Annotated in this window: 21 protein-coding genes; 7 read left to right on the forward strand and 14 right to left on the reverse strand. The window is 38.8% G+C overall.

The window, feature by feature from the left end; genetic code table 11:
* Nucleotides 1–17 precede the first annotated feature (17 nt).
* The 10 genes from ACKWBX_RS06375 to ACKWBX_RS06420 all read right to left on the reverse strand — a co-directional run bounded on the left by ACKWBX_RS06375 (nt 18) and on the right by ACKWBX_RS06420 (nt 14217).
* Nucleotides 18–2537 carry a M14 metallopeptidase family protein gene (locus ACKWBX_RS06375; RefSeq protein ID WP_413967813.1) on the reverse strand — a complete coding sequence of 840 codons (2520 nt, stop codon included), beginning with the start codon at nt 2535–2537 and terminating at the stop codon, nt 18–20.
* 111 nt (nt 2538–2648) lie between these two features.
* Nucleotides 2649–3860: a sensor histidine kinase gene (locus ACKWBX_RS06380; RefSeq protein ID WP_413967814.1), complete on the reverse strand. Its 1212-nt coding sequence runs from the start codon at nt 3858–3860 to the stop codon at nt 2649–2651.
* A gap of 304 nt (nt 3861–4164) precedes the next feature.
* Nucleotides 4165–5382 carry a sensor histidine kinase gene (locus ACKWBX_RS06385; RefSeq protein ID WP_413967815.1) on the reverse strand — a complete coding sequence of 406 codons (1218 nt, stop codon included), beginning with the start codon at nt 5380–5382 and terminating at the stop codon, nt 4165–4167.
* Nucleotides 5383–5619: 237 nt separating this feature from the next.
* Nucleotides 5620–8982, reverse strand: a complete 3363-nt coding sequence (gene secA, locus ACKWBX_RS06390; RefSeq protein WP_413967816.1) for a preprotein translocase subunit SecA — start codon at nt 8980–8982, stop codon at nt 5620–5622.
* A 213-nt stretch (nt 8983–9195) separates the two neighbouring features.
* The gene (locus tag ACKWBX_RS06395; protein ID WP_027064442.1) at nt 9196–9420 is read right to left on the reverse strand and encodes a DUF2795 domain-containing protein; all 225 of its coding nucleotides are present in this window, start codon (nt 9418–9420) and stop codon (nt 9196–9198) included.
* Between the two features lie 133 nt (nt 9421–9553).
* On the reverse strand, nt 9554–10132 hold the full coding sequence (locus ACKWBX_RS06400) for a cob(I)yrinic acid a,c-diamide adenosyltransferase (RefSeq protein ID WP_413967817.1): 579 nt from the start codon (nt 10130–10132) through the stop codon (nt 9554–9556).
* An 84-nt stretch (nt 10133–10216) separates the two neighbouring features.
* On the reverse strand, nt 10217–10357 hold the full coding sequence (locus tag ACKWBX_RS06405) for a hypothetical protein (protein WP_413967818.1): 141 nt from the start codon (nt 10355–10357) through the stop codon (nt 10217–10219).
* 33 nt (nt 10358–10390) lie between these two features.
* Entirely contained in the window at nt 10391–10864 is a 474-nt protein-coding gene (locus ACKWBX_RS06410) for a hypothetical protein (RefSeq protein WP_413967819.1), read from the reverse strand.
* Nucleotides 10865–11147: 283 nt separating this feature from the next.
* Nucleotides 11148–13019: an ABC-F family ATP-binding cassette domain-containing protein gene (locus tag ACKWBX_RS06415; protein WP_413967820.1), complete on the reverse strand. Its 1872-nt coding sequence runs from the start codon at nt 13017–13019 to the stop codon at nt 11148–11150.
* A 16-nt stretch (nt 13020–13035) separates the two neighbouring features.
* Complete coding sequence (locus ACKWBX_RS06420; RefSeq protein WP_413967821.1) at nt 13036–14217, reverse strand: lipoprotein N-acyltransferase Lnb domain-containing protein; 1182 nt, start codon at nt 14215–14217, stop codon at nt 13036–13038.
* 82 nt (nt 14218–14299) lie between these two features.
* Here ACKWBX_RS06420 and ACKWBX_RS06425 point away from each other — a divergent pair, with 82 nt between their 5' ends.
* The 5 genes from ACKWBX_RS06425 (at nt 14300) to ACKWBX_RS06445 (ending at nt 18515) form a co-directional block, all read left to right on the forward strand.
* Nucleotides 14300–15052, forward strand: a complete 753-nt coding sequence (locus tag ACKWBX_RS06425; protein WP_413967822.1) for a CDP-alcohol phosphatidyltransferase family protein — start codon at nt 14300–14302, stop codon at nt 15050–15052.
* A 171-nt stretch (nt 15053–15223) separates the two neighbouring features.
* Entirely contained in the window at nt 15224–15610 is a 387-nt protein-coding gene (locus ACKWBX_RS06430) for an RDD family protein (protein WP_413967994.1), read from the forward strand.
* A 2-nt stretch (nt 15611–15612) separates the two neighbouring features.
* The gene (locus ACKWBX_RS06435) at nt 15613–16878 is read left to right on the forward strand and encodes an MFS transporter (RefSeq protein WP_413967823.1); all 1266 of its coding nucleotides are present in this window, start codon (nt 15613–15615) and stop codon (nt 16876–16878) included.
* A 143-nt stretch (nt 16879–17021) separates the two neighbouring features.
* Nucleotides 17022–17828, forward strand: coding sequence for a DUF4198 domain-containing protein (locus ACKWBX_RS06440; RefSeq protein WP_413967824.1), 807 nt, complete (start codon nt 17022–17024; stop codon nt 17826–17828).
* A 57-nt stretch (nt 17829–17885) separates the two neighbouring features.
* Nucleotides 17886–18515, forward strand: a complete 630-nt coding sequence (locus tag ACKWBX_RS06445; RefSeq protein ID WP_413967825.1) for an arsenate-mycothiol transferase ArsC — start codon at nt 17886–17888, stop codon at nt 18513–18515.
* Between the two features lie 3 nt (nt 18516–18518).
* Here the strand turns inward: ACKWBX_RS06445 and lptB are convergent, their stop codons facing one another.
* From lptB to ACKWBX_RS06465, 4 genes are read right to left on the reverse strand one after another with little or no spacing between them, the layout of a single operon-like run.
* On the reverse strand, nt 18519–19259 hold the full coding sequence (lptB, locus tag ACKWBX_RS06450) for an LPS export ABC transporter ATP-binding protein (RefSeq protein WP_413967826.1): 741 nt from the start codon (nt 19257–19259) through the stop codon (nt 18519–18521).
* Nucleotides 19260–19310: 51 nt separating this feature from the next.
* Nucleotides 19311–19661: a carboxymuconolactone decarboxylase family protein gene (locus tag ACKWBX_RS06455; RefSeq protein WP_413967827.1), complete on the reverse strand. Its 351-nt coding sequence runs from the start codon at nt 19659–19661 to the stop codon at nt 19311–19313.
* A gap of 2 nt (nt 19662–19663) precedes the next feature.
* On the reverse strand, nt 19664–20521 hold the full coding sequence (gene tatC / locus ACKWBX_RS06460) for a twin-arginine translocase subunit TatC (protein WP_413967828.1): 858 nt from the start codon (nt 20519–20521) through the stop codon (nt 19664–19666).
* The gene (locus ACKWBX_RS06465; protein ID WP_413967995.1) at nt 20521–21486 is read right to left on the reverse strand and encodes a KpsF/GutQ family sugar-phosphate isomerase; all 966 of its coding nucleotides are present in this window, start codon (nt 21484–21486) and stop codon (nt 20521–20523) included. The genes tatC and ACKWBX_RS06465 overlap by 1 nt, the downstream gene beginning before the upstream one ends.
* A gap of 172 nt (nt 21487–21658) precedes the next feature.
* Here ACKWBX_RS06465 and recQ point away from each other — a divergent pair, with 172 nt between their 5' ends.
* A complete protein-coding gene (gene recQ, locus ACKWBX_RS06470; RefSeq protein WP_413967829.1) occupies nt 21659–23878 on the forward strand; it encodes a DNA helicase RecQ in 2220 nt (739 codons plus the stop codon).
* 418 nt (nt 23879–24296) lie between these two features.
* Nucleotides 24297–24788, forward strand: coding sequence for a fasciclin domain-containing protein (locus tag ACKWBX_RS06475; protein ID WP_413967996.1), 492 nt, complete (start codon nt 24297–24299; stop codon nt 24786–24788).
* Nucleotides 24789–24866: the final 78 nt, after the last annotated feature.

A 24866-nucleotide genomic window follows, 5' to 3' on the forward strand; every position in this document is an offset into this window, starting at 1 on the left:
ATCCAACTAACTCATTATCAATCTTCAGAAGGAATATTTATTTTATCACCTAAAAATAGAGCGTTGAGGAACAGACGGTTGGTACCGTACCAAGAACCTCTAAAATTGGGATTATCGGCAAACAAGACGACTCTTCCGCTACCCAATTTACTAACAATCAATGAAGCCGAGGGTCTCAAATTCTCTTCCATATTCTTTTCGGTAATAAAACCGTCAATATGTGGGTCTTTGTTGTATTTGGCCACTGTAGCGTACGGATTTTTGCTCGGGGCCAACCAAACCGTATTGTTTTTGTATACCGGGATACTTTGGTCATGGTACCCAAAGGCTAGGGGATGGGTCACATCAATATCAGCCTTTACGATGATACCGCCCACACTTTCCTTCCCAATATTCTCGGATGCATCTACATAGGGTTTTCGTACGGCCAATTTTGTGGAATCTTTTTCGGTCTCAATCAATTTTTCTTTGACCAGTTTCTTTTCTACGGCCCATTTAGTAGCGGTTCCAATGGTGATTAGCGTATTGCCTTTACTGGTCCAATCTTTAATTTTTCCCTGTTGTTTTTTGTCAAGCTTATAGTTCCCTGAGACCATGACCAGTGTATTGTATTTGTCCAAATTGGCCCTTTCGAAGTTTCGCATAGGAATTTTGGTGATGGGCATATGCACTCGGGTATCCAACAAGTGCCATACTTCCCCAGCTTCGTAGGACCGGACACCCTCGCCAATAAGCATAGCGACTTTGGTTTTTCGCATGGGAGTCGTTAAACGACTACCGATATCACCACCACTTATATTAAGACCCGTATTCACGGCAAAAATGGAAACATTAAACTTGGCCTGTACTTCTTGTAACATTGTATATAAAGCGTTCGCATCCTTCTTCTGTAGGCTTACAGGAATGATGACCGCACCATAATTAAAGGCTTTTGCCCCATTTCCTGTTTTTGCTGTAAAGGGTTTTGGTGATGAGGATGCCACTATTCCCTTTTTCTGCAAATAGTATAGTGCCGCAGGCGCATTGTAATCGTCCCAATCCAATACGTAGGCATATTCCGATTTTTGAACAGGTATTATTGTTACTAAATTATCGGTACTTGTGATTTTTTCGCCCAGATTCAATCCGTTTACGGGCTTGTATTTCATATTGTAAAAATTGGCAACGGACCAAGCGGAAGCATCATAATACACGCTGTCGCGATATTTTTCATAGGTCTCGAACATCGTCTGTACCATTCTATATTGTGGTTGTTTGGTAGGTACCACAAAACGGTCGCCAGATTTATATACATCAATTTTATGCAACAATAACTTATCAATGAAAGCCTTGGTCCTATTCTGGTCATAGGCATCACCAAAAGAGTAACCCCTGATTTTCGATTTTGAAGCGTTGGTCAAGGCACTTTTAAAGAACTGCTGTTGGTATTTGCGCATATACGCCTTATTGGCCACTGCAGTTTTGACCGTGGTCATACTGGAAACATATTGATTTCTGATGGTAAACGGGAATGATATTTCCCCAAATGCCGTGGTCTGTCTATGTCCCCGAGAGCTGGCCTGCTCAAATAAGAGCCCTAGTCCGCCCTGTAAATCGGGATAGGAAGAACCGTAGCCGGGATAGGTGCCATCAAAGACTTCCTTCGTAAAATAGAGCGAACCGATACTGTCCAAGGCCTTGGCAAACTCGTTTCCGAAAAGTGTATTCAAGTCTTCATAATTTTCTTTGGGCATAATGGGATTTAGGGAACCATTGGTTTTCATTGGTTCAAAGAAATAAGTGCTTTGTGTACCCATTTCATGAAAATCGGTCACAACATTAGGATACCATTCATGGTACCATGTCAATTTTCCACGACTTTCAGGATTGATTCCCAACAACCAATCCCTGTTCAGATCGAACCAATAATGATTTGTACGGCCCATTGGCCAGTATTCGTTATGCTCCGCATCTTGAGGGTCCGCAACTTCCGGATTTCCTTGATAGGTATTGGCCCACTGGGTATGACGGTCCCTACCATCGGGATTAATGGTCGGGTCAATGAAAATGACCGCATTTTGAATGTATTTTTTTATTTCAGGATTCTCCGAAGCAACTAAGGTATAAGCGGTCAATAATGCCGCTTCCGAACTGGAGGGTTCGTTGCCGTGTACATTATACGCTAGATTGATGAAGATTGGAACTTCATCATAGTCCGTTGGGGTTTGGTCGGGGTCCGTGAAAGCAAGATGTTTTTTCTTGATATCACCTAAGTTGTTAAGGTTTTCAGGTGTTGTAATGGTTAGCATAATCAATTTACGACCTTCGTGCGTTCTGCCATACTCTTTGATAGCGGCTCTGTTGGACACCTCTGCCAACTTTTCCAAATAAGCGACGATTAGGTCATGTCTAGTATGGTGTTCGCCTATACCGTAGCCCAGAAAAGCTTCGGGAGAAGGAATTTGGTCATTGTAAGGTTTGAACTTTTCAAGGAAATAATCTTGTCCGTAGATGGTGGTACCATATAAAAAGAAGATACACAGGAGTTTTTTAAGCATTTGATGATATTAAATTAGCAGCTTAAATATAGGGAATATCCACAGGAAACTTCAGTAGAAGAATACTTTTTAAAAATGATTTTGATAAGAATGACAGCGTAAGCTAAAAACTTAAACTACGGGCGTTATTTGCTCCTTTATTTCTTGAAAGGTAATGATGTAGTTGGTTCCTTTTTTGTCGTTATCCTTTTTTATGGTGCCTTTTAGTTGCCGCGTGAGATTGTAGATTAATTTTAAGCCCAAGGATTTGGTATTCGTGTGGTTGATGTCATCTGAAAAACCTTCGCCATTATCACCAATATGAAGTATAAAATTTTTATCCGGTTTCTTTTTGAGTACAATATTGATTTCGCCCCCTTGCTCCGGCATTCCGTATTTTAAGGAGTTGGTGACAATCTCATTTATTAGCAAGCCCAAAGGAATAGCGGTGTCTATGCCCAGTTTAACATCGGGAATATCAATATTCAACACGATATCGTTTTCTACGCCCCTAATGGATTTTAAAAGATACTCGCTGAGTTCACGCACATAGGAATGGTATTCAATATGGGCAATATCCTTTCTCATGTAGAGCATTTCATGTACCATAGCCATAGAAATAACTCTATTCTGGGTGCCTTTTAAAACGGTTCTCATTTTTCCGTTTTCTATATTTCTAGATTGGAGGCTTAGTAAGCTAGAGACGGTCTGTAAATTATTTTTGACCCTGTGATGTACTTCTTTTAAAAGGGTTTCTTTCTCTTCCATTTGAGACATCAACGCTTTTTTCGATTTATATAAATCATTGTGCGTTCGTAACAGATTCTTGCCGAAAATATTCCCCAATAGATAGATGGAAAATAATACTGATAACAGATTAAAGATATTCCTTGATTTTTCCGGGATAACATTCTCCGTAAATGTAAAATCTGGAATGCTTTGGGAAAAAATCAAAATGACCAAAAAGAATATAAGATTAAGGTAAACTTGACCGTATTTTTTAGTCGTAGCGTAACCTGCGAAAACCACCAGAGCCAATGTGAACACAAACGTACTGTTGATACCACCACTATACACCGTTATGATAAACGCGCCCGTTAGTGCCAATATAGAGGAGATATTGTACGTAAAGGATAAACTTTCATGTTTTTTTAGGAAATACGTATTGACCAAATTGAGCAAACCAAATGCAATAAAGGTATGGGGTATTATTTGTTTGATATCCAACAAGAAATAGCACAAAATACCAAAAAGGATAGCGAGCGCACTAGAGACGTAATTGACTTTTAAAACGAGTTTGGTCTTGTCCTTAAGGCGTTCCTTGTCTATGTTAAAATCGGTCATAGATACTTGTGGTTATTCGGTCTTTTTGCACTAAATGACAATGTAAAGCTAGTTATGTTTTGTATTTAATCGTAATTTTTTAAGTATTAAATGCGCCGTAACGATAATCTTGAGAATAGGAAACACAAAAAAATAGCCATTTGACCACTTCTTTCTTTTTAAATAAGTGTTATCAGCAGCTATTGATATAGGGTATGTTTAATTTCTAAACAGCAATATTATGCTATCATCCTTTTGATGATTGAATTGATTTGGGTAAAATAAGTTTTAAGACAATTTATTGTTTAGCGGAAATGGATATCCGTTAAGCCACTTCCCCATATTTTTGATCTATATCTTTGAACAAAATGATATAATATGTTCCCTTTTTGGATGAGTCTTTGGTAACCGACCCTTTGAGCTGTTTGGCAAGATTGTGTATTAATCGCAATCCCAAGGATTTTGGTTTTTCTAAATTGGTACTTTCGGTAAAACCAATACCGTTATCACTTATATTTAAAATATAGGAATGTGGGGAGGTATCTTTTTTCAAGACCACGCCTATTAGTCCCTTTGGTTTGTTGGTAAAACCATATTTGAGCGAGTTGGTTATTGCTTCATTGATTAAAAGCCCCAAGGGTATTGCGGTGTCTATCCCCAACTGTACTTCGGGAATATCAATATGTAAAGAAATATCGCTCTCTTCCGGCTTTAAGGATTTAATGAGATAATCTGCTAGTTCCTGAACATAAGGTTTAAATTCTATTTTGGACAAATTGTTCCGCATGTAGAGCATTTCATGAACCATTGACATCACGATAACCCTATTTTGACTGCTTTTCATAATGATTTTTACCTTTTCGTCAGCAGTGTCCCTTGCTTGTAAGTTCAATAGGCTGGATACCGTCTGTAGATTATTCTTGACCCTATGATGAACTTCTCTCAATAAGATTTCTTTCTCCTGAATTCTTTGTTCTATTTCGGTTTTTGATTTATAAAGTTTGTGATGGGTCTTTAAGAGTGTTTTTCCAAAAACATCCCCTTGTAGATATACCGCAAATAGAATGCTCATAAGACCGAACGCTTTTTTTGAAGCAATAGGAACAACATCGGTGACAAATTGAAAATCCAAGAAATCAATAAGATAAATAGCTACGATCAATACCAAAATCACTTTAATGTATATCTTTCCGAACATACTGGTAGAAATATAACCTGCCAAAACTATTAAAGCGAAAACAAAAATAAAGGGGCTTTCAATACCGCCACTGAAAAGTGTTATCAATAAAGTACTTATTACTGATAAAATACTAGTGGTTATAGCCATTATGGTCAAATTCCCATGCTTTTTGAAACTAAAAACATTGATAAGGTTTATGACCGGGTATGCAAAAAAAACATAAGGAATTACGTCCTCTATTTTCAATAAGAACATACAAATAAGGCCAAAAAGTATACTTAAAAACGAAGAGACATAGTTGAATTTTATCAATAAAAGGGTCTTATTATTGATTCTCTCCTTTATTCGGTCAAATTCTTTCATAGTGCAATTTACGCTTTGGGATGGCAGCTATCCCCATCCCTTTTATCCGATATTGAAAACCGTATAAAACAAAGCCATATTTTATAACGTAAATAAATGTTAATTAATTGTTTAAAACATCTATTCAATTTAAATACCGTTGGTTAACGAATTTCTAAAGGTTAAAAACAAATATCATGAATAATAAAAAAAGGTAGCCAATTAGGCTACCTTTTTAATACGCTATGTATTTCATGATCAGTCTTCTGTAAGCACCCACTCGCCACGGTCTATCAATGGCTCCGCCTGTTTATATTTTACGGTCTTACTTTCTCCGGACATTACATTTTTTATAGTTACCCGTTCATTTCTACCAATTTTAGGTCGTTCCCTTATAATGGTTTCAGTAATTGCAGGTCGTTGTCCCTGCGTTTGTCCGGCAGCTCTATTCTGCGCGGCCAATTCATCACTATTGGGAATTTCCTCTTTTGTAGTCTTTAGATTTTCCTTTGATTTTCTTACGTTTCTGGCTTCTTGGATCTCATTGGGATTCTCAGACGGCAATTCTCCTTTGAACAGGAAAGAAACAATTTCCTTGTTCACTTTTTCTATCATTTCCTTAAAGAGTTCAAAAGCTTCGAACTTGTAGATCAATAGCGGGTCTTTCTGCTCGTGAACGGCCAATTGCACGGATTGCTTAAGTTCATCCATTTTGCGCAAATGGGTTTTCCAAGAATCATCTATAATGGCCAAGGAGATGTTTTTTTCAAAATCGGTTACCAATTGTTTTCCATCACTTTCATAAGCTTCCTGTAAGTTGGTCACTACGTTCAAGGTTTTTACCCCATCCGTAAAAGGTACCACGATACGCTCAAATTTATTGGCATTGTCCTCATATACCTTTTTGATTACAGGGAAAGCAATTGCTGCATTACGCTCCATCTTTTCCTTGTAATGGTTATACCCTGCCTTATAAACTTTGCCGGTAATCTCCTGTGCACTTAGTTTTCCAAACTCATCTTCGGAAACGGGAGAGGTCATGGAGAAATATTTGATAAGCTCAAACTCAAAGTTTTTATAGTCGTTTGCGGCCTTGTTTCCTTCTACGATAACTTCACATGTATCATATACCATATTGGCGATATCCACTTTTAAACGCTCTCCTTGTAGCGCGTGCCTCCTCCTTTTGTAGACTACCTCTCTTTGGGCGTTCATGACATCATCATACTCCAACAGACGTTTACGCACTCCAAAGTTATTTTCCTCCACTTTTTTCTGAGCACGTTCTATGGACTTGGTCATCATGCTATGCTGAATCACCTCACCTTCTTCGAGGCCCATTTTATCCATCATTTTTGCGACCCTGTCCGAACCGAACAAACGCATAAGATTATCTTCAAGGGAAACATAGAACTGTGAACTTCCCGGGTCTCCTTGACGTCCGGAACGACCTCTCAACTGTCTATCCACACGGCGTGAATCATGACGTTCCGTACCTACAATGGCCAGACCTCCAGCTTCTTTAACGGCATCTGTGAGCTTAATATCCGTACCACGACCGGCCATATTCGTAGCTATGGTCACCACGCCCGGATTACCGGCTTCTGCCACAACATCAGCCTCTTTCTTGTGTAGTTTCGCATTTAGCACGTTATGCGGTACTTTGCGTACGCTCAATAGTTTTGAAAGTAATTCCGATATTTCTACGGATGTAGTACCGATCAATACAGGTCTGCCCGCTTGACTCAACTTGGTTACCTCATCGATAATGGCATTATATTTCTCTCGCTTGGTTTTGTAAATAAGATCGTTCCGATCATCCCTAGCAATAGGTCTGTTCGTTGGAATTTCCATAACATCCAACTTGTAGATTTCCCAGAACTCCCCAGCTTCGGTTATAGCGGTACCCGTCATACCGGCAAGCTTGTTATACATTCTAAAATAATTCTGGAGCGTAACGGTAGCGAATGTTTGTGTTAATGCTTCAATCTTTACATTTTCTTTTGCTTCGATGGCCTGATGCAATCCGTCCGAATAACGACGCCCATCCATAATACGGCCTGTCTGCTCGTCAACAATCATCACTTTATTGTCCATCACTACATATTCCACATCTTTTTCAAACAGGGTGTAGGCTTTCAACAATTGGCTCATCGTATGAATGCGCTCACTCTTGACTGTAAAGTCCTTAAAGAGTTCGTCCTTCAGTTCGGCTTCTTTTTCTATCTCTAAATTCTGTTGTTCTATTTTGGCAATCTCCCCGCCAATGTCCGGCATTACGAAGAAATCCCTATCCTGGGCACCGGAAATATAATCAACACCTTTATCAGTAAGCTCTATCTGGTTATTTTTCTCATCGATTACGAACAATAGGTCTTCATCTACCTTCGGCATTTCCCTATTGTTGTCCTGCATGTAAAAATTCTCCGTTTTTTGAAGGAGCTGTTTTACTCCTTCTTCGCTCAAGAACTTAATCAATGCCTTATTTTTAGGCAGCCCACGATATACCCTCAATAATAAAAATCCACCTTCTTTGGTATCGCCTTCGGCAATTAATTTTTTTGCCTCTGCCAAAACACCCGTTAAATGCTGACGTTGTTTTTGAACTATTTCGCTCACCTTGGGTTTGAGGTCATTGAACTCGTGACGGTCTCCTTCGGGAACGGGACCGGAAATGATCAATGGCGTACGGGCATCATCTACAAGTACGGAATCCACCTCATCCACAATCGCATAATTATGCGGTCGTTGTACCAAATCTTTTGGCGTATGCGCCATATTGTCCCTCAGGTAGTCAAAACCAAACTCGTTGTTGGTACCATAAGTGATATCTGCATTGTATGCGGCACGACGCCCATCTGAATTTGGTCTATGATGGTCAATACAGTCCACTGAAAGTCCATGAAATTCAAAAATTGGAGCCATCCATGCGCTATCCCGTTTTGCAAGGTAGTCATTGACCGTTACCAAATGTGCACCATTCCCGCTCAAAGCATTTAAATAAAGGGGAAGCGTAGCCACCAAAGTTTTTCCTTCACCAGTCTGCATTTCTGCAATTTTACCTTGATGTAGGGCAATACCGCCAATGAGCTGCACATTGTAATGCACCATATCCCAAGTGACCTGCTTGCCGGCAGCATCCCAGGAATTTCTCCAAACGGCCTTATCGCCATCCAAAGTCACATAATCCTTGTCACCAGAAATTTTTCTATCGAATTCCGATGCGGTTACCGTAAGTGTTTCATTGTTCGCAAAGCGTTTTGCCGTTTCTTTTACCACGGCAAAGGCTTGAGGAAGAATCTCGTTTAATTTCTCCTCGGATAATTTGTAGGCCTCTTCTTTAAGGCGATCTATCTCCGTATAGATATCCTCGTTTTTATCGATATCGGTTGACTCCTTTACTTCTTTTTCGAGCTTTTCTATTTGCTCGGTCAATTCTTTGTAAGAATCTTTGACCTGCTGTTTAAATTCTCCTGTTTTTTGGCGAAGTCCATCATGGCTCAAACCTTCAAACTCACTTTCAAACGATTTTATCTTGTCTACTAAAGGCTGAAGTTCTTTTACATCTTTTTTGGATTTATCCCCAACAAAGGCCTTTAATATGGAATTTATAAAACTCATGTTTTTATTTCAGTTAGGATTGAAACCACAGGAACAACGTTTTCAAAAGGTTTCAATAAATTATGTAAAGCCGATTTGCATAACCGACATTTCTTCTCAGCAAAAGGTATTCCAGTCTTGGTTTTGAGCTGAAAAACCATCATAGACTGCCAAAATTACATAAAAAAAAAGCCTCCGAAGAGACTTTTAAGTAGTAATTACGATACTAAAATATTAATATTCATCCTCGTTCCAGAGGTAGTCTTCTTCCGTTGGATAGTCGGGCCAGATTTCTTCGATGGACTCGTAAATCTCACCTCCTTCCTCCTCCATAGATTGTAGGTTTTCTACAACCTCTAGAGGCGCACCGGTCCTGATAGAATAATCTATTAATTCATCCTTACTGGCCGGCCAGGGTGCATCACTTAAATAAGATGCCAATTCTAATGTCCAATACATGGTAACAGTTTGATTTTAAATTTTTGCAAAAATAATTTTTAAATGTAAATAGCCAAGATATTTTACAACTATTTAAGACGAGTTATCAACATTATCTTTGCAATAACAACTTGATAACGAAGAAATATCGAATTTATTCCTCTTTTTTTTCTGGAATCCATTTTACTTCTTCCGCCTTCAAATCTTTTGACAATTTTCGTGCCAACACAAAAAGATAGTCGGAGAGTCGGTTGAGGTAGGATAAGACGGCATCATCAAAAGGCTCGTTTTCGTACAAAAGGGCAGCCATTCTTTCTGCCCTACGACATACGGTGCGTGCAATATGACAGTATGACACGGTGATGTGACCGCCCGGTAGAATAAAATGTGTCATTTGAGGCAGTGATTCGTCCATGATATCAATAGCCTTTTCAAGAACCTCAATATCATCATCTGAAATTCTAGGAATATTCAAACGTTCCTTGCCATTTTTCAAAATGGCTTTTTGAGGGTCCGTGGCCAAAATAGCTCCTAAAGTGAACAGTTTATCCTGAACTTTTTCTAACTGTTGTTTATATTCCTTCGCAATATTTTGGTCTCTTATAAGTCCTAACCAAGAGTTAAGCTCATCCACGGTACCATAGCTCTCTATACGGATATGATGTTTGGGAACGCGAGTACCACCAAACAATGCAGTTTTTCCTTTATCCCCGGTTTTGGTATATATTTTCATAAATAAAATTCAATTTCAAGAATCAAGCTCAAATACAAAAGCTGCACATTTGATTATGGGTCAGAGGTTTTTTCTAGCGAAAGATTATTTGTTATCTTTTTTTCTTTTGTAATCGCTCATAAACTTTTTGGACTTTCGCCTTTTGGATTTATTGCGATTGGTGATGGTAATGGCGAGATAAATTGCGAATACAACCCCTAGAACAATGTAAATATTATCGTTCATTTTATTTCTGATTTGTAGGATAAAATTAGCGTATTAAATCCGTATCCTAAAATGCTGCTTGGCCTGTTGTCTTCTTAAAAACACGATACCGCAGTAAAAAAGGTCAATAGTAACTCTGGCTTGTTCCAAGCTCCTTAATTTCTTCCAGTTTTGATGATGTTCTGGAGTATTATGTATCCCTGAAATGAGTAACATAGAATCATTATGAACCTGTTCTTTGGCCACTTTTTTAAAAAATTGGCTCTGCTCATCGGCATAAATAATGTCAAAAGGTACATGTTGAAAAGATATGTCCTTATCGATTGCTTTTATTCGCTGTTTCAAAATATCCGAATTATTGACCAAGCCTATATTTTTAACATTGAAATAGGAAATACTTTTTAATAAGACCTCTTCCGTGACGGGGAGTTTTCCTTTAGTTTTTTGATAAAGGCATTTGGTTACATAATCGTAAACAAACGGGGAGTGCACCCCATGTTGGTTGGATGCCCTTGCTCTAAATCTCATATAGCTAAGAAAACGATACACTGTTTATTATCTAGTTAAGGGTTAAAACCCTGCAATTTCATTGCAGCTACTTTTAGTTTCCATAAACTTTTAAGGGCATTTGTCATTTCGAACGCAGTGAGAAATCCCATGATGAATCGATACCATGGGATTCCTCGTCGCCGTGCTCTGTCGGAACGACTCTCACTCAAAAAGAATTTCGTTCTTTAAAGAAAACTATGGATTTCAAATTTATAGTTGTTTATTCTTTGATTACTAAAAATAAGCTTTACAATCATAGATTTCAATCTTCAAGCATTGCAGAAAGTTCAAACCAACGCTCGGTTTTTGCTTCTATACTATCCGAAATTTCCTGTATTTCTATAGATAGCGTTTTTATGTCATCTGCCGAGAGGGTAGTGTCCAGAAATTTATCCTGTATCTCCTTTTTTTCATCCTCTAATTTTTGAATTTCCTTTTCCAACTGTTTGTGCTCTTTTTGCTCGGAATAGGAGAGTTTGGCTCCAGAATCAGGATTTTTCCAAGAGGTTTTGGGAACATCCGTCTGGGATTTTTGTTCTCTCTTTTCTATGATTTGGCTATCCTCGTAGGCCCTATAATCGGAATAGTTTCCTGGAAAATCTTCAATAACTGCATTGCCCTTGAAAACCAACAGGTGATCTACTATTTTGTCCATGAAATAACGGTCATGCGAAACCACGATGAGGCATCCCTGAAAATCCAAAAGAAAGCTTTCCAATACGTTTAATGTTACGATATCCAAATCATTGGTAGGTTCATCTAAAATGAGAAAGTTCGGATTTTGTATGAGAACCGTGCAGAGGTATAGCCGTTTTCGTTCTCCACCGCTTAGCTTGTCCACAAAATCATATTGCTTTTTTCTGCTGAAAAGAAATCGTTCCAATAATTGTTGCGCAGAAATCTGTCTACCCTTCATCAACGGAATATAATCCCCGAATTCCCGGATGACATCAATGACTTTTTGCCCCTCTTTTATAGCAATCCCTTTTTGGGTGTAGTACCCAAATTTAATGGTTTCCCCAACAATTACCTTGCCGCTGTCCGGTTGGTCCCTCCCCGAAAGAATATTTAGAAAAGTAGACTTTCCGGTCCCGTTTTTTCCAATAATACCTATACGTTCCCCTTTAGTGAAGTTATATTCGAATTTTTCTAAAATAGGTTTGTCGGGAAAGGATTTAGAAACCTTGACCAGTTCTATTATTTTGCTTCCCATACGCTCCATGTTCAGCTCTAACTGTACTTGGTGCTCTTTTCTGCGCTGACTTGCTTTTTCCTTAATGGCGTGAAAATCGTCAATTCTGGACTTGGATTTGGTGGTTCTGGCTTTGGGTTGGCGGCGCATCCAGTTCAACTCTTTTTTAAAGAGCAATTCCGTCTTATGTTGTTCTACCGTTTCTTGTTCAATACGGGCTTCTTTCTTCTCTAGATAATAGGAATAGTTTCCCTTGTACGGGTATAGGACGCCATTGTCCAATTCCAAGATTTCATTGCAAACACGCTCCAAAAAATAACGGTCGTGCGTTACCATGAACAAGGTCATGTTTTCTTTAGCAAAATACTCCTCTAACCATTCTATCATTTCTAGGTCCAAATGGTTGGTAGGTTCGTCCAATACCAATAAATCGGGCTTGTTTATCAAGGCATTGGCCAGTGCCAAACGTTTCTTTTGCCCACCGGAAAGCTTACCGACCTTGGCGTCTAGGTCTTCCAGTTTTAATTTAAAGAGTATCTGCTTGTATTGCGTCTCAAAATCCCAAGCCTCAAAACGGTCCATAGCTTCAAAAGCTTGCTGGTAAGCATCGGCATCTTCGGTATTTTTCAGTGCTTTTTCATAGTCGGCGATTACGCGTAAAATCTCGTTGTCCGATGCAAAGATGGTTTCCTCAACAGTAAGATTAGCATCCATTTTTGGTTCTTGGGCAAGAAAGGAAACGCGTGTACTTTTTCTGTAATTCACTTGTCCCGTATCTGGTGTATCAGCACCGGAAAGGATATTTAATATTGATGTTTTTCCGCTCCCGTTCTTAGCGATCAAGGCTATTTTTTGGTCTTTGTTGATGCCGAAGGAAAGATTTTCAAAAAGGACCAGTTCCCCATAGGATTTAGAAATATTTTCAACGGTCAGTAGATTCATATTATAATTGGGCGTTCTAAGAATGTTTTAGGTTGTTTTTGATATATCGATATAAAAACAAATAGCGGATTGCCAAGGCTAACAAAACAAAAATCAATAATATGGAAAACACCTGAAATTGTATGATCCAAAGCGCAGTGGTTACTCCAAGCAATAGGAAAAGAATTATCATATATGCCCCTAGCCATTTTGGAAGTTTCTTTTTGCCCATGTTAAAAGCAATGAACAGATTTGGAGCAAAAGCCCAAAGCACATTAAAATTTCCTTTGGTCGCCAAGTGGTCCGTACCAAACCATAAAAATAAAATTAGGGCTCCGGCCAGCCCGGTGACCAAAAACAAACCGTAGTCCAACCATTTACTTCTACCCCCTTCTTTAATGTCTTTGTATGTCACCAAAACGACCGTTAGTAAGAGAACGGCCAACCAAAAAGCGGGTGACAGCAGTAGAAACGTTCCTTTATCCTGTTCCGGTATATCCAGTAAAACCGACTCCGACTTTACAATAGGCCTTTCATTGACCGTAGTATATTTCATTTGCTTATAAACATACAACGGAAGGAATAAATGCTCGTAAGGTGTTGCTTTTTTATCTATTACGGAGCCTAAAGCCAAGTCTATTCCAAAGTTGGACCATGAATTTACATTCAGGTTCTGATGTATCAATTCCCTGAACGTAAATTGATTTTCTAAGTGGGAAAAATCAAATTTTAGATTGTCGCCAAGTGTTATTTCAAAAACCTCAGGGATTTTTGTTGCACAATTTTCAAAGAGAAAATCGTATTTATAGAATTTGTTTTCAGGTAATAGATTTTTTTCTAGAAAAGCTATGATGGCATTGCGTTGGGCTAAATTTAAATCGAGCTGTTGCTCTTTGATCCATCGTTTCTCCAATACATAACTTCGCTCAAAATAGGGGTATGGATAGCGTGAAATCGTATAATCAAGTTTACCCTTGACAAAATTCAAATAAAAATTGGGATCCTCAAAATTATAGGTGCCATAGCCGTACACCTCGTCAATGCCCAAGGTAGGGTCTTGAATGCGAATGGCACTATGTCCAAATTTTGCTGCCAAATCTTCCCCTGTTCCTACAGTAAGTAAGCTTAACTTGGAAAGTGGGGATAGCCCTTTGTTTTGAGAATAGCTCAAAAGAAAAGAGAATGCCAGCAGTATAAAAAGGCTTGATTTTTTAAACATAGTGGAGTAAGACCAATCAAAAAGCAAAGATGCAAATAATAACCAAGTTTATCTTATTTTTACCTAGACCGATTTATAAGTTATGCAAAAGCACATTCCAAATTTCATTACTTTATTAAATCTTTTTAGTGGCTGTGTGGCCACAGTTTTTGCAGTATTAAATCAGTTGGAATACGCGGCATTTTTCGTGGCCCTAGGTATTTTCTTTGATTTTTTTGATGGGTTGGCCGCTCGCCTTTTGAATGTAAAAAGCGATTTGGGACTGCAATTGGATTCTTTGGCAGATATGGTTACCAGTGGCCTGGTCCCCGGCATTGTCATGTTTCAATTATTGGGATTGTCCCAAATGGGAGGATGGAATAATGATATCCTTAATAGCATGACATATTTGGGCGATTTTCAGTTGCGTTCTTTTATACCTTTTACGGGTTTTATTATTACGCTGGCTTCGGCCTATCGTTTGGCAAAATTCAATCTGGACGAGAATCAGGTTTCCTCCTTTATCGGGTTGCCAACACCGGCAAATGCTTTATTGATTCTTTCCTTGCCTCTTATCCTCTTTTATCACAGCAATAACATTTTGAGCGAAATTATTTTGAACCAATGGTTTTTAATAAGCCTAACGCTTTTGAGTGCTTTCCTGTTAAATTGCAATATTCCATTATTTGCCTTGAAATTTAAAAATTGGAGCTTTAAGGATAATGCGCTGCGCTATATCTTTCTTATCATTAGTTTGGTGCTTTTATTGACGATGCAGTTTTTGGCCATTCCCTTTATTATTCTTTTTTATGTGTTGAGTTCGGTGGTAACAAACCTATCTTCAAGCATGAAATAAGATTTTCCTGTAACGTTAAGTTTAGCAAGGGCTAAATAGGTTAGAAGTTTTTGTCAAACACAAGGAAAGTTTCTTGAGGGATTTACATTACATTTAGTAAAAATTAAACATCAAATTATCTGAGAATTAAATTTATTTTTAAAATTGATAAATAATCTGGAATTGAATAAAGTGAATTATGCATCATTACCAGATCGGGTTAAGGCTGCCTTTGTAGACAGTCTTATCATGATTGCTGTTATGTATGCTGCAACTGAAATTTTTGCTTTGTTCGATGAGGTTCATAACAGCTTTAAAATTATAGCTGTAGCTTTTATATTCATATTATATGAACCAGTTTTTATTAGTATTTACGGGTATACTATAGGTCATTCATATATGAATATTAAAGTTGTTTCCGATACCAATATTGATAAGAAGCTTATATTTCCATTAGCTCTTTTGCGTTTCGTTTTAAAATATACTTTAGGTTGGCTTTCCTTTTTAACAGTTACCGGAAACGATAGAAAAAAGGCTATTCATGATTTTGCTGCAAAATCCATAGTCGTAAAAACTTAATAATGGGGAAACTACAAACAACTGAAAAAGCCCCTTGGTACTATCTACTCTTACTTATTTTAGCAGGCGAAACTGTTTTTATTCTTCCTTTTGTATTGGCCAGGGTTTTTCGTCCTACCGTATTGGAGGTTTTTCAGTTGGATAACACACAATTGGGAATCTGCTTTTCGGTGTACGGTTTTGTGGCTTTGGTCTCTTATTTGTTCGGCGGACCGTTGGCGGATAAATTCCCTCCAAGGAAATTAATGGCCGTCGCCCTTTGGATGACCGCCTTGGGCGGATTGATATATGCAACATTTCCCAGTTACACGGTATTGAAAATACTCTACGGGTATTGGGGCTTTACGACCATTTTTCTGTTTTGGGCGGCGATGATCAAAGCTACCCGGGTTTGGGGAGGCGATTCGTCCCAAGGAAAAGCCTTTGGTTTTTTAGATGGTGGCAGGGGACTGGTCGGTGCACTTTTTGGGACCATGGGCGTTATCATTTTTTCCGTAGTCATAGGGGAGAAGACGGTGTCCGCTAATTTAGAGGAAAATCGTGAAGCGTTCCGGTATGTAATTCTCTGTTCCGCAGGTATTGTTGTTCTAGTGGGGGCTTTTGTTTGGCTCTTTATGCGGTTGAAAAAAGAACGGGAACAAAGCTTGATACTGGAAAGAATCACTGTTTCCGAAATCAAAACGGTACTAAAACTCCCTGCGGTCTGGTTGTTGATGATTATTATTCTATGTGCATATGTTGGGTATAAAATAACGGATGTGTTTTCGCTTTATGCCAAGGATGTTATGTTGTACGATCAAGTGGAATCCGCTCAAGTAGGAACTTTTCTATTGTTCATTCGGCCTGTGGTTGGGATAATTATCGGTTTTTTGGCAGACCGTTCAAAAAGTAGCGTATGGCTCACCATCAGTTTTGTCATCGCTTTATCGGGTGCCTTGCTTTTTGCCAGTGGTCTTATTTCTGTATCCACGACCGTATTGTTTTTCGCTTCGGTATTTATAGTGGCACTGGGCGTGTATGCAGCTAGATCCTTATATTTTGCGGTTATGCAAGAAGGCAACATTCCTTTGGTTTTAACGGGCACCGCTGTAGGATTAATTTCTTTGGTAGGATATACGCCGGATATTTTTGCAGGCCCGGCAATGGGATATTTGCTGGATCAATATCCTGGAGAAAAAGGGCATCAATTGGTATTTGGTATGTTGGCCTGTTTTTATTTTATAGGCGGTATCGCTTCGTTTTTCTATTATCGTATCCATCGAAAATAGACTGTCATGCGCAAGTGACTATATTTTCTCATTTCCGGTTTGGATTGGGCATCTCCGATTTAAAAAAGAGCACATTTTTACTTCGCATTAAAACTATTTTTACCTTTATTCGTAGATATTGTAGAACAATAAAAGTATAACCTATGAAACGCATCTTGTTTAGTATAGCACTTGTTTTAGGGGTGTTCGTTTTTTCTTCCCATGAATTGTTTTTAAAGACGGATTCCCATTTTCTGAAGCCCAATATGGCTACCCAATTATATCTTCTGAACGGTACGTTCGATAAGAGCGAGAATGCCATTACTACGGATAGAATAATCAATGCGAAAATTATTGGACCGGATTATCTTTTTGAACCTACGGAATCGCATTACAACATCAATGGAAATATTACCTACCTCAATTTCAGTACAGAAGATGAAGGTACTTATATGGCCGGTATCTCTACGCTCCCTAGAGTTTTGGAAATGGATGCAAAAGCGTTTAATGACTATTTGGAGCATGAAGGTCTGGAGGAAACTATCGCTGAAAGAAAAAAAGAAGGTCTTATAAATGAAAAGGCCAAGGAGCGATATTCAAAACATGTAAAATCCATATTGCAGGTAGGTGATAAAACTTCTATCGATTTTATGAAACCCTTAAATTATCCTATCGAGTTCATTCCCTTGAACAATCCTTTTGAAATAAAGATGGGAGATGCCGTAGCTTTCAAGCTTTTAAGAAATGGCAAACCACTTCCTAATCATATTGTGCATTATAGTATTTCCAAGCCGGGGCAGGACGCGCATGAGAATGAAAATTCAACGAAAACGAATAAAAACGGAATCGTTACCATGATTCCGAATGAATCCGGGAAATGGTATGTTGCCACGATTCACATGGAAAAGAAGTCCGAGGGTGGGATTGACTATGAATCCAATTGGGCTACTTTGACTTTTGAGATTAAATAATCGTTAGCTTTTTTAAGTTGATTTGGTATTTTTTTAATAGTTTTTGTTATTTGTGTTATGACAATAGGCATTACAGGGCTTTTTGAAAAATTAGAAGCTGAAATCACACAACTGGACATAGATTTGATTCCAGACGAGAGGTTACCCGTATTACAGGAATTAATAGATTTTATTCAATTTAAAATTGATGAAGGGGAAACCGTTAATTTAAACTTTGTTTGCACCCATAATTCCCGCAGGAGCCATTTGTCCCAAATATGGGCGCAGGCCATTGCGGCCTATTACAAAATTGATTGGGTGTATTGTTATTCCGGGGGAACGGAAGCAACCGCTATATTTCCTAAAGTGATAGAAACGTTAAGTGCCTCGGGATTCAAAACTACGGTACTTTCTCAAAATGAAAACCCTGTTTACAGTATAAAATTTGCAGCTGATATTCATCCCGTTATCGGTTTTTCAAAAACCTACGATCATGCTTTTAATCCAAAGTCAGATTACGCGGCGGTAATGACCTGTTCCCATGCCGATGAAAATTGCCCTTTTCTTCCCGGTGCAGAAAAACGGATTCCGTTGACGTATGAAGATCCAAAGGAATTTGACGGAACAAAACTGCAAACAGAAAAATACGCGGAACGAAGTTTGGAAATAGCGACCGAACTTAAATATGTTTTCTCAAAGATTGAGTAGCGATTAAAAATCCAGTTTCTTTTTACGAAGTTCAAAATTCTGACCTAGATACACTTTACGTACCATTTCATCAGCGGCCAAATCCTCTGGAATCCCAGATTTTAGGATACCGCCCTCGAACATAAGGTAAGAACGCTCCGTAATGGCCAAGGTTTCCTGAACATTGTGATCGGTAATCAGGATTCCTATATTTTTATTTTTTAACTGCGCTACGATTCTTTGAATGTCTTCCACAGCTACCGGGTCTACGCCCGCAAAAGGTTCGTCCAAAAGAATAAATTTTGGGTCGGTCGCCAAAGCACGGGCAATCTCCGTTCTTCTACGTTCCCCACCGGACAACAAATCGCCTCTGTTTTTTCGGATATGGCCCAGTCCGAACTCCTCAATGAGCGACTCCATTTTCATGAGTTGCTCTTTCTTGCTCAATTTCGTCAATTGGAGTACGCTTAAAATATTTTTTTCAATACTGAGTTTGCGAAAAACGGAAGCTTCTTGAGCCAAATAGCCAATACCGTTTTGAGCTCTTTTATACATGGGGAATTTGGTGATTTCCATATCATCCAAAAATATTTGACCCCCATTGGGTTTTATGAGCCCTACGATCATGTAGAATGAAGTAGTCTTTCCGGCACCGTTAGGCCCCAACAACCCAACGATTTCACCTTGGTTGACCTCTAACGAAATCCCCTTTACGACCCTTCGGCCACGGTAGGATTTCATGATATTTTCAGCTCGTAACTTCATTCTTTCAAATCTAAACCTAATTCATAAGTGAGAAAAGGTTTTATCGTTTATTTAACCTTCGTTTTGTTCCAGAGCCTCCCAATATTCGTATGCTCTTCTCAAATGTGGTATTACGATGGTGCCTCCGACCAAAGTTGCAATGCTCAAGGTTTCCATAACCTCTTCTTTGGTAACGCCTTCTTTATGGGAGCTCTCCAAGTGATATTTTACGCAATCATCACATCTCAATACGGCAGAAGCCACTAGGCCTAACAATTCCTTTGTTTTACCGTCCAAAGCTCCGGGAGCAAAGGCATTGGTGTCCAAATTAAAAATGCGTTTTATGATTTTGTTGTTATCGGCCAATAATTTGTCGTTCATTTTTGAACGGTAGGCGTTGAATTCTTCAATTGGGTCTGACATTTCTATGACTTATTTTTAGCGCGTTCCTTGGCTAATTTTGCCTCTCGCTTCGCTTCACTTTTTAAGACTCTTTTGGAAATATAAATACTTATTTGATATAGTACAAAGATTGGTAAGGCCACCACCACCTGACTGATGATATCGGGAGGGGTGATAACAGCTGCTAAAATCAAAATGACCACCAAGGATATTTTTCGATATTTTCTTAATATTTCCGGATTTACTAAACCTATTTTGGTCAAGAAATAGACAATGATAGGGAGCTCAAAAACAAGTCCGCAAGCAATAACGGAGATTCTTACTTTTCCAACGTAATCCGATAAATCAAATTCATTGGTTACTTCTTGACTCACTTGATAGCCACCTAAAAAGTTGATGGTCAAAGGGGCAACAATATAATAACCGAACAATGCGCCCAAAAAAAACAATAACGAAGCGGTAAATATGAAACCTTTGGAGTATTTCCGTTCGTTTGGATGAAGCCCAGGACTTATAAATTTCCACATTTCATAGAGGACATAGGGGAAACCTACGATAAAACCGGCCCAAATCGAAGTCCAAATATGCGCTGAAAATTGCCCGGCCATCAACCTACTTTGAATGGTAAAGGGAAGTTCATCGGCACAGAAATCAGAGTCGACACCTAAAAAAGTTCCGATTTTACAGAAAAACCGGTAGGTGGGGAAATCCATTTTTTTTGGTCCAAAAAGTATAGTGTCGAAAATAAAGTCTTTCATCAAAAAGGCAACACTTCCTATAATTACGACCGCTAAAACAGACCGTATCAAATGCCACCTTAACTCTTCAAGATGGTCTAAAAAAGACATTTCATTGGGGGGAACCTTACTTTTTGAAGCCATTATAAAATTCCTTCGTTTATCAAATTATGAAGATGAATTACACCAACATATGTATCGTTTTCCATCGCCAATAATTGGGAAATGCCTTTTTGTTGCATGAGTTCCAAAGCTTTAATGGCCAGTGTGTTGGTATCTATTGTTTTTGGGTTGGAGGTCATGATATCCCTGGCAGTCAAAGAGGTGATGTTATCGTGTTTGTTCAGCATTCTTCGTATGTCGCCATCGGTTACGATACCCACAACTTTTTCTCCATCCAGCACTGCGGTAACTCCCAACATTTTTTCGGAAATTTCAACAATCACTTTTTTTACATCGGAGTCTTGCTTCACTTTGGGAATCATATTGTTCCCTACAATATCGGCAACGCGCAAATAAAGTTTTTTGCCCAAAGCCCCGCCAGGGTGATATTTGGCAAAATCCGTGCTGCTAAACCCTTTAAGTTCTAACAATACTATGGCCAAGGCATCGCCCATGACCAATTGTGCCGTGGTGCTCGTTGTGGGAGCCAATCCGTTGGGACAGGCTTCCTCCTTCACGTAGGTGTTCAATATAAAATCGGCTTGTTTTGCCAGAAACGACTCGGTATTTCCGGTCATTCCGATAAGCTTGTTTTTACCTCGTTTTATAAGCGGAACAAGCATTTTTATTTCAGGAGTGTTTCCACTTTTAGAAATACAGATAACCACATCATTATCTTGAATGGTCCCCAAGTCCCCATGAATGGCATCGCCAGCATGCATAAATATAGCGGGTGTCCCCGTCGAATTTAAGGTAGCAACGATTTTGGAGGCGATAATGGCACTTTTTCCAATACCCGAAATGACTACACGCCCTTTTGAGGCAATGATGCAATTCACTGCATTTGAAAAATCCTCATTGAGAAGATTTGCAAGATGATCAATGGCATCGCGTTCCGTTTTAATAGTTTTACGGGCTATATCTAGAATAGTGCTCGCAGATGTCAATGTATTATTCAATTTAGGAATTGTATACCTCAAAGATTGTATTATCTTTAAGATTACAAAATTAAACAAACTTAATTTTATAAGGGATTTATGGAGTAAGAAATTGAGCTATTTGTTTTGGTTCAACCTTGCTGAAACATCCCTACCAGTATAAAGTTGACACTTTGCTAACTTGAAAAATGTAACACACATTAAAGGTTTGGAGGAGATAGATTTACATGCTTCTTTAAAAAAGTATTTTGGGTTCTCCAAATTCAAGGGGCTTCAGGAGAAGGTAATTAGAAATATTCTGAACGGTAACAATACCTTTGTTATCATGCCCACTGGTGGTGGAAAATCACTTTGTTACCAACTACCTGCATTAATGCAAGAAGGTACGGCCATCATTGTATCGCCGCTCATTGCTTTAATGAAAAATCAAGTAGATGCCATACGTGGAGTATCTGCCAATAATGGTATTGCGCATGTGTTAAATTCATCGCTCAACAAAACCGAGGTAAAACAGGTAAAACAGGATATAACCGATGGTATTACCAAACTATTATACGTTGCCCCGGAGTCTTTGACCAAGGAAGAGAACATTGTGTTTTTACGCTCGGTAAAAATCTCTTTTGTCGCAGTGGACGAGGCGCATTGCATATCGGAATGGGGACATGATTTTAGACCTGAATATAGAAATTTGAAATCCATTGTAGGTAGGCTGGGAGAGGATATCTCCATAATAGGGCTAACGGCAACGGCCACTCCTAAAGTTCAAGAAGACATTATCAAAAATTTGGGTATTACCGATGCGAAGCTTTTCAAAGCTTCATTTAACAGGCCTAATCTGTATTACGAAGTACGCACCAAAACAGAGAACATAGAGGGCGATATTATTCGATTTGTAAAACAAAATCAGGGAAAGTCGGGAATCATTTACTGCTTGAGCAGAAAGAAAGTAGAAGAACTCGCACAGGTGCTTCAGGTAAACGGGATTTCCGCGGTGCCTTACCATGCCGGATTTGATGCAAAGACTCGTTCCAAATACCAGGATATGTTTTTGATGGAGGATGTTGATGTGGTCGTGGCTACCATTGCCTTTGGTATGGGTATAGATAAACCGGATGTTCGTTTTGTAATACATCATGATATTCCAAAGAGTATTGAAAGTTATTACCAAGAAACCGGAAGAGCGGGAAGAGATGGGGGTGAAGGGCATTGTCTGGCTTTCTATTCGTATAAGGACATTGAAAAGCTCGAAAAGTTCATGTCCGGCAAACCGGTAGCCGAACAAGAGATAGGAAATGCGCTTTTACAGGAAGTGGTGGCCTATGCGGAGACCTCTATGTCCCGTAGGAAATTTATGCTCCATTATTTTGGCGAGGAATTTGACGATGAAAATGGGGAAGGGGCGGATATGGATGACAATACCCGAAATCCAAAAGAAAAGATTGAAGCGAAAGACGACGTCCTAAAATTACTCAAGGTAGTTGAAGGAACTAGTGAAAAATTCAAGTCAAAAGAAATAGTGAATACCCTTAGAGGTAAAAGCAATGCGATTATCGCATCGCACAAAACCAATGAGAAAGAGTTTTTTGGGATAGGCGCCAATAAGGACAAAAGCCATTGGATGGCATTGGTGAGACAAACTTTGGTAGCCGGACTTCTAAAAAAAGAAATAGAACAGTACGGAGTGCTTCATATTACACCTGCTGGGAAAGAATACATGAAGAAACCTTCTTCATTCATGATGACAAAGGACCATGTATATAATGCGGAAAATGACAATGCCATAGTCGGTGCTGCAAAGTCCGGCGGCGTAGCCGATGAAAAATTGCTGAAACAGCTTAAAGATTTAAGAAAAGCACAGGCCAATAAATTACAGGTACCTCCTTTTGTTGTTTTTCAAGACCCTTCTTTGGAGGATATGGCACTGAAATATCCTATTAAGCACGAAGAATTATTAAACGTGCACGGGGTTGGGGAAGGTAAAGCCAAAAAGTATGGTAAACCGTTTTTGGATTTTATAAGCAAATATGTAGAGGAAAACGAAATTATTAGACCTGATGACCTTATAGTAAAAAGTACCGGAGCCAATTCAGGATTAAAATTGTACATTATCCAAAATGTAGATCGAAAACTTCCATTGGCCGATATAGCCTCAGCAAAAGGATTGGAAATTCCTAGCTTATTGAAAGAGATGGAACAAATTGTTTTTAGCGGCACCAAACTGAATCTAAGCTATTGGATCGATGAGGTTTTGGATGAGGACCAACAGGAAGAAATCCATGATTATTTTCTAGAAGCCGAAAGCGATGACTTGGAGGAAGCTATGCAAGAATTCGATGGCGAGTATGAAGAAGATGAACTGCGCCTGTACCGTTTAAAGTTTATTAGCGAGGTCGCGAACTAAGACTCCTATAGCCTACAATAGTCTAGGCTTTATTACCTACGATTTATGATTTTATTATCTAGTTAAAGGTTAAAACCCTGCAATTTCATTATAGTTACTTTTAGTCTCCATAAGCTTTTAAGAGTATCTGTCATTTCGAACGCAGTGAGAAATCCCATGATGAATTGATACCATGGGATTCCTCGTCGCCGTGCTCTGTCGGAACGACTCTCGCCCAAAAAGAATTTCATTCTTTAAAGAAAACTATGGATTTTAAATCTATGGCTGTTCATTTTACTTGTCATTTCAGTATAATTATGTTTTGTTTAACTTAATCAAAAATAAATTAAACAAAATTTAAGATTGTTGCCTAAATATTCGATTTACTTTTATCGAAAATCAAAATATAACAACTATGAAAATGATTAAGATTGCCTCAATGATGACATTAACCCTATTATTTGTAGGAACAACTTTTGCACAGGACAAAAATATTGTCGGTGTAGCCGCTGGAAATGATAATTTCAGTACGTTAGTTACTGCGGCAAAAGCTGCAAATTTGGTAGAAACTTTAAGCGGCGATGGACCTTTTACCGTATTTGCGCCTGTTAATGAAGCATTTGCCGCGCTACCTGATGGTACGGTAGCCAGTCTACTGAAACCGGAAAGCAAAGATGCGTTAACCGGTATTTTAACGTATCACGTAGTTTCTGGAAAGTATGAGGCTGCAGCTGTTATTGAAGCCATTAACGACAATGATGGCTCTTTTGATATTGTGACCGTACAGGGCGGTACTATCTCATTATCCCTTTCTGACGGAAAAGTAATGTTGGAGGATGAAAAAGGAAATATGTCTACCGTAATTATACCGGATGTTGCTGCAAGCAATGGCGTAATACATGCCATCGATACCGTAGTGATGCCAGAATAATTTAATTCCCCCCCCCTTAAAAAAAATCCCGATACCATTTATGGTATCGGGATTTTTTAATTATCGATTTTAAAATAC

It is taken from the genome of Maribacter algae, from assembly GCF_047345745.1.
Taxonomy (GTDB): Bacteria; Bacteroidota; Bacteroidia; order Flavobacteriales; family Flavobacteriaceae; genus Maribacter.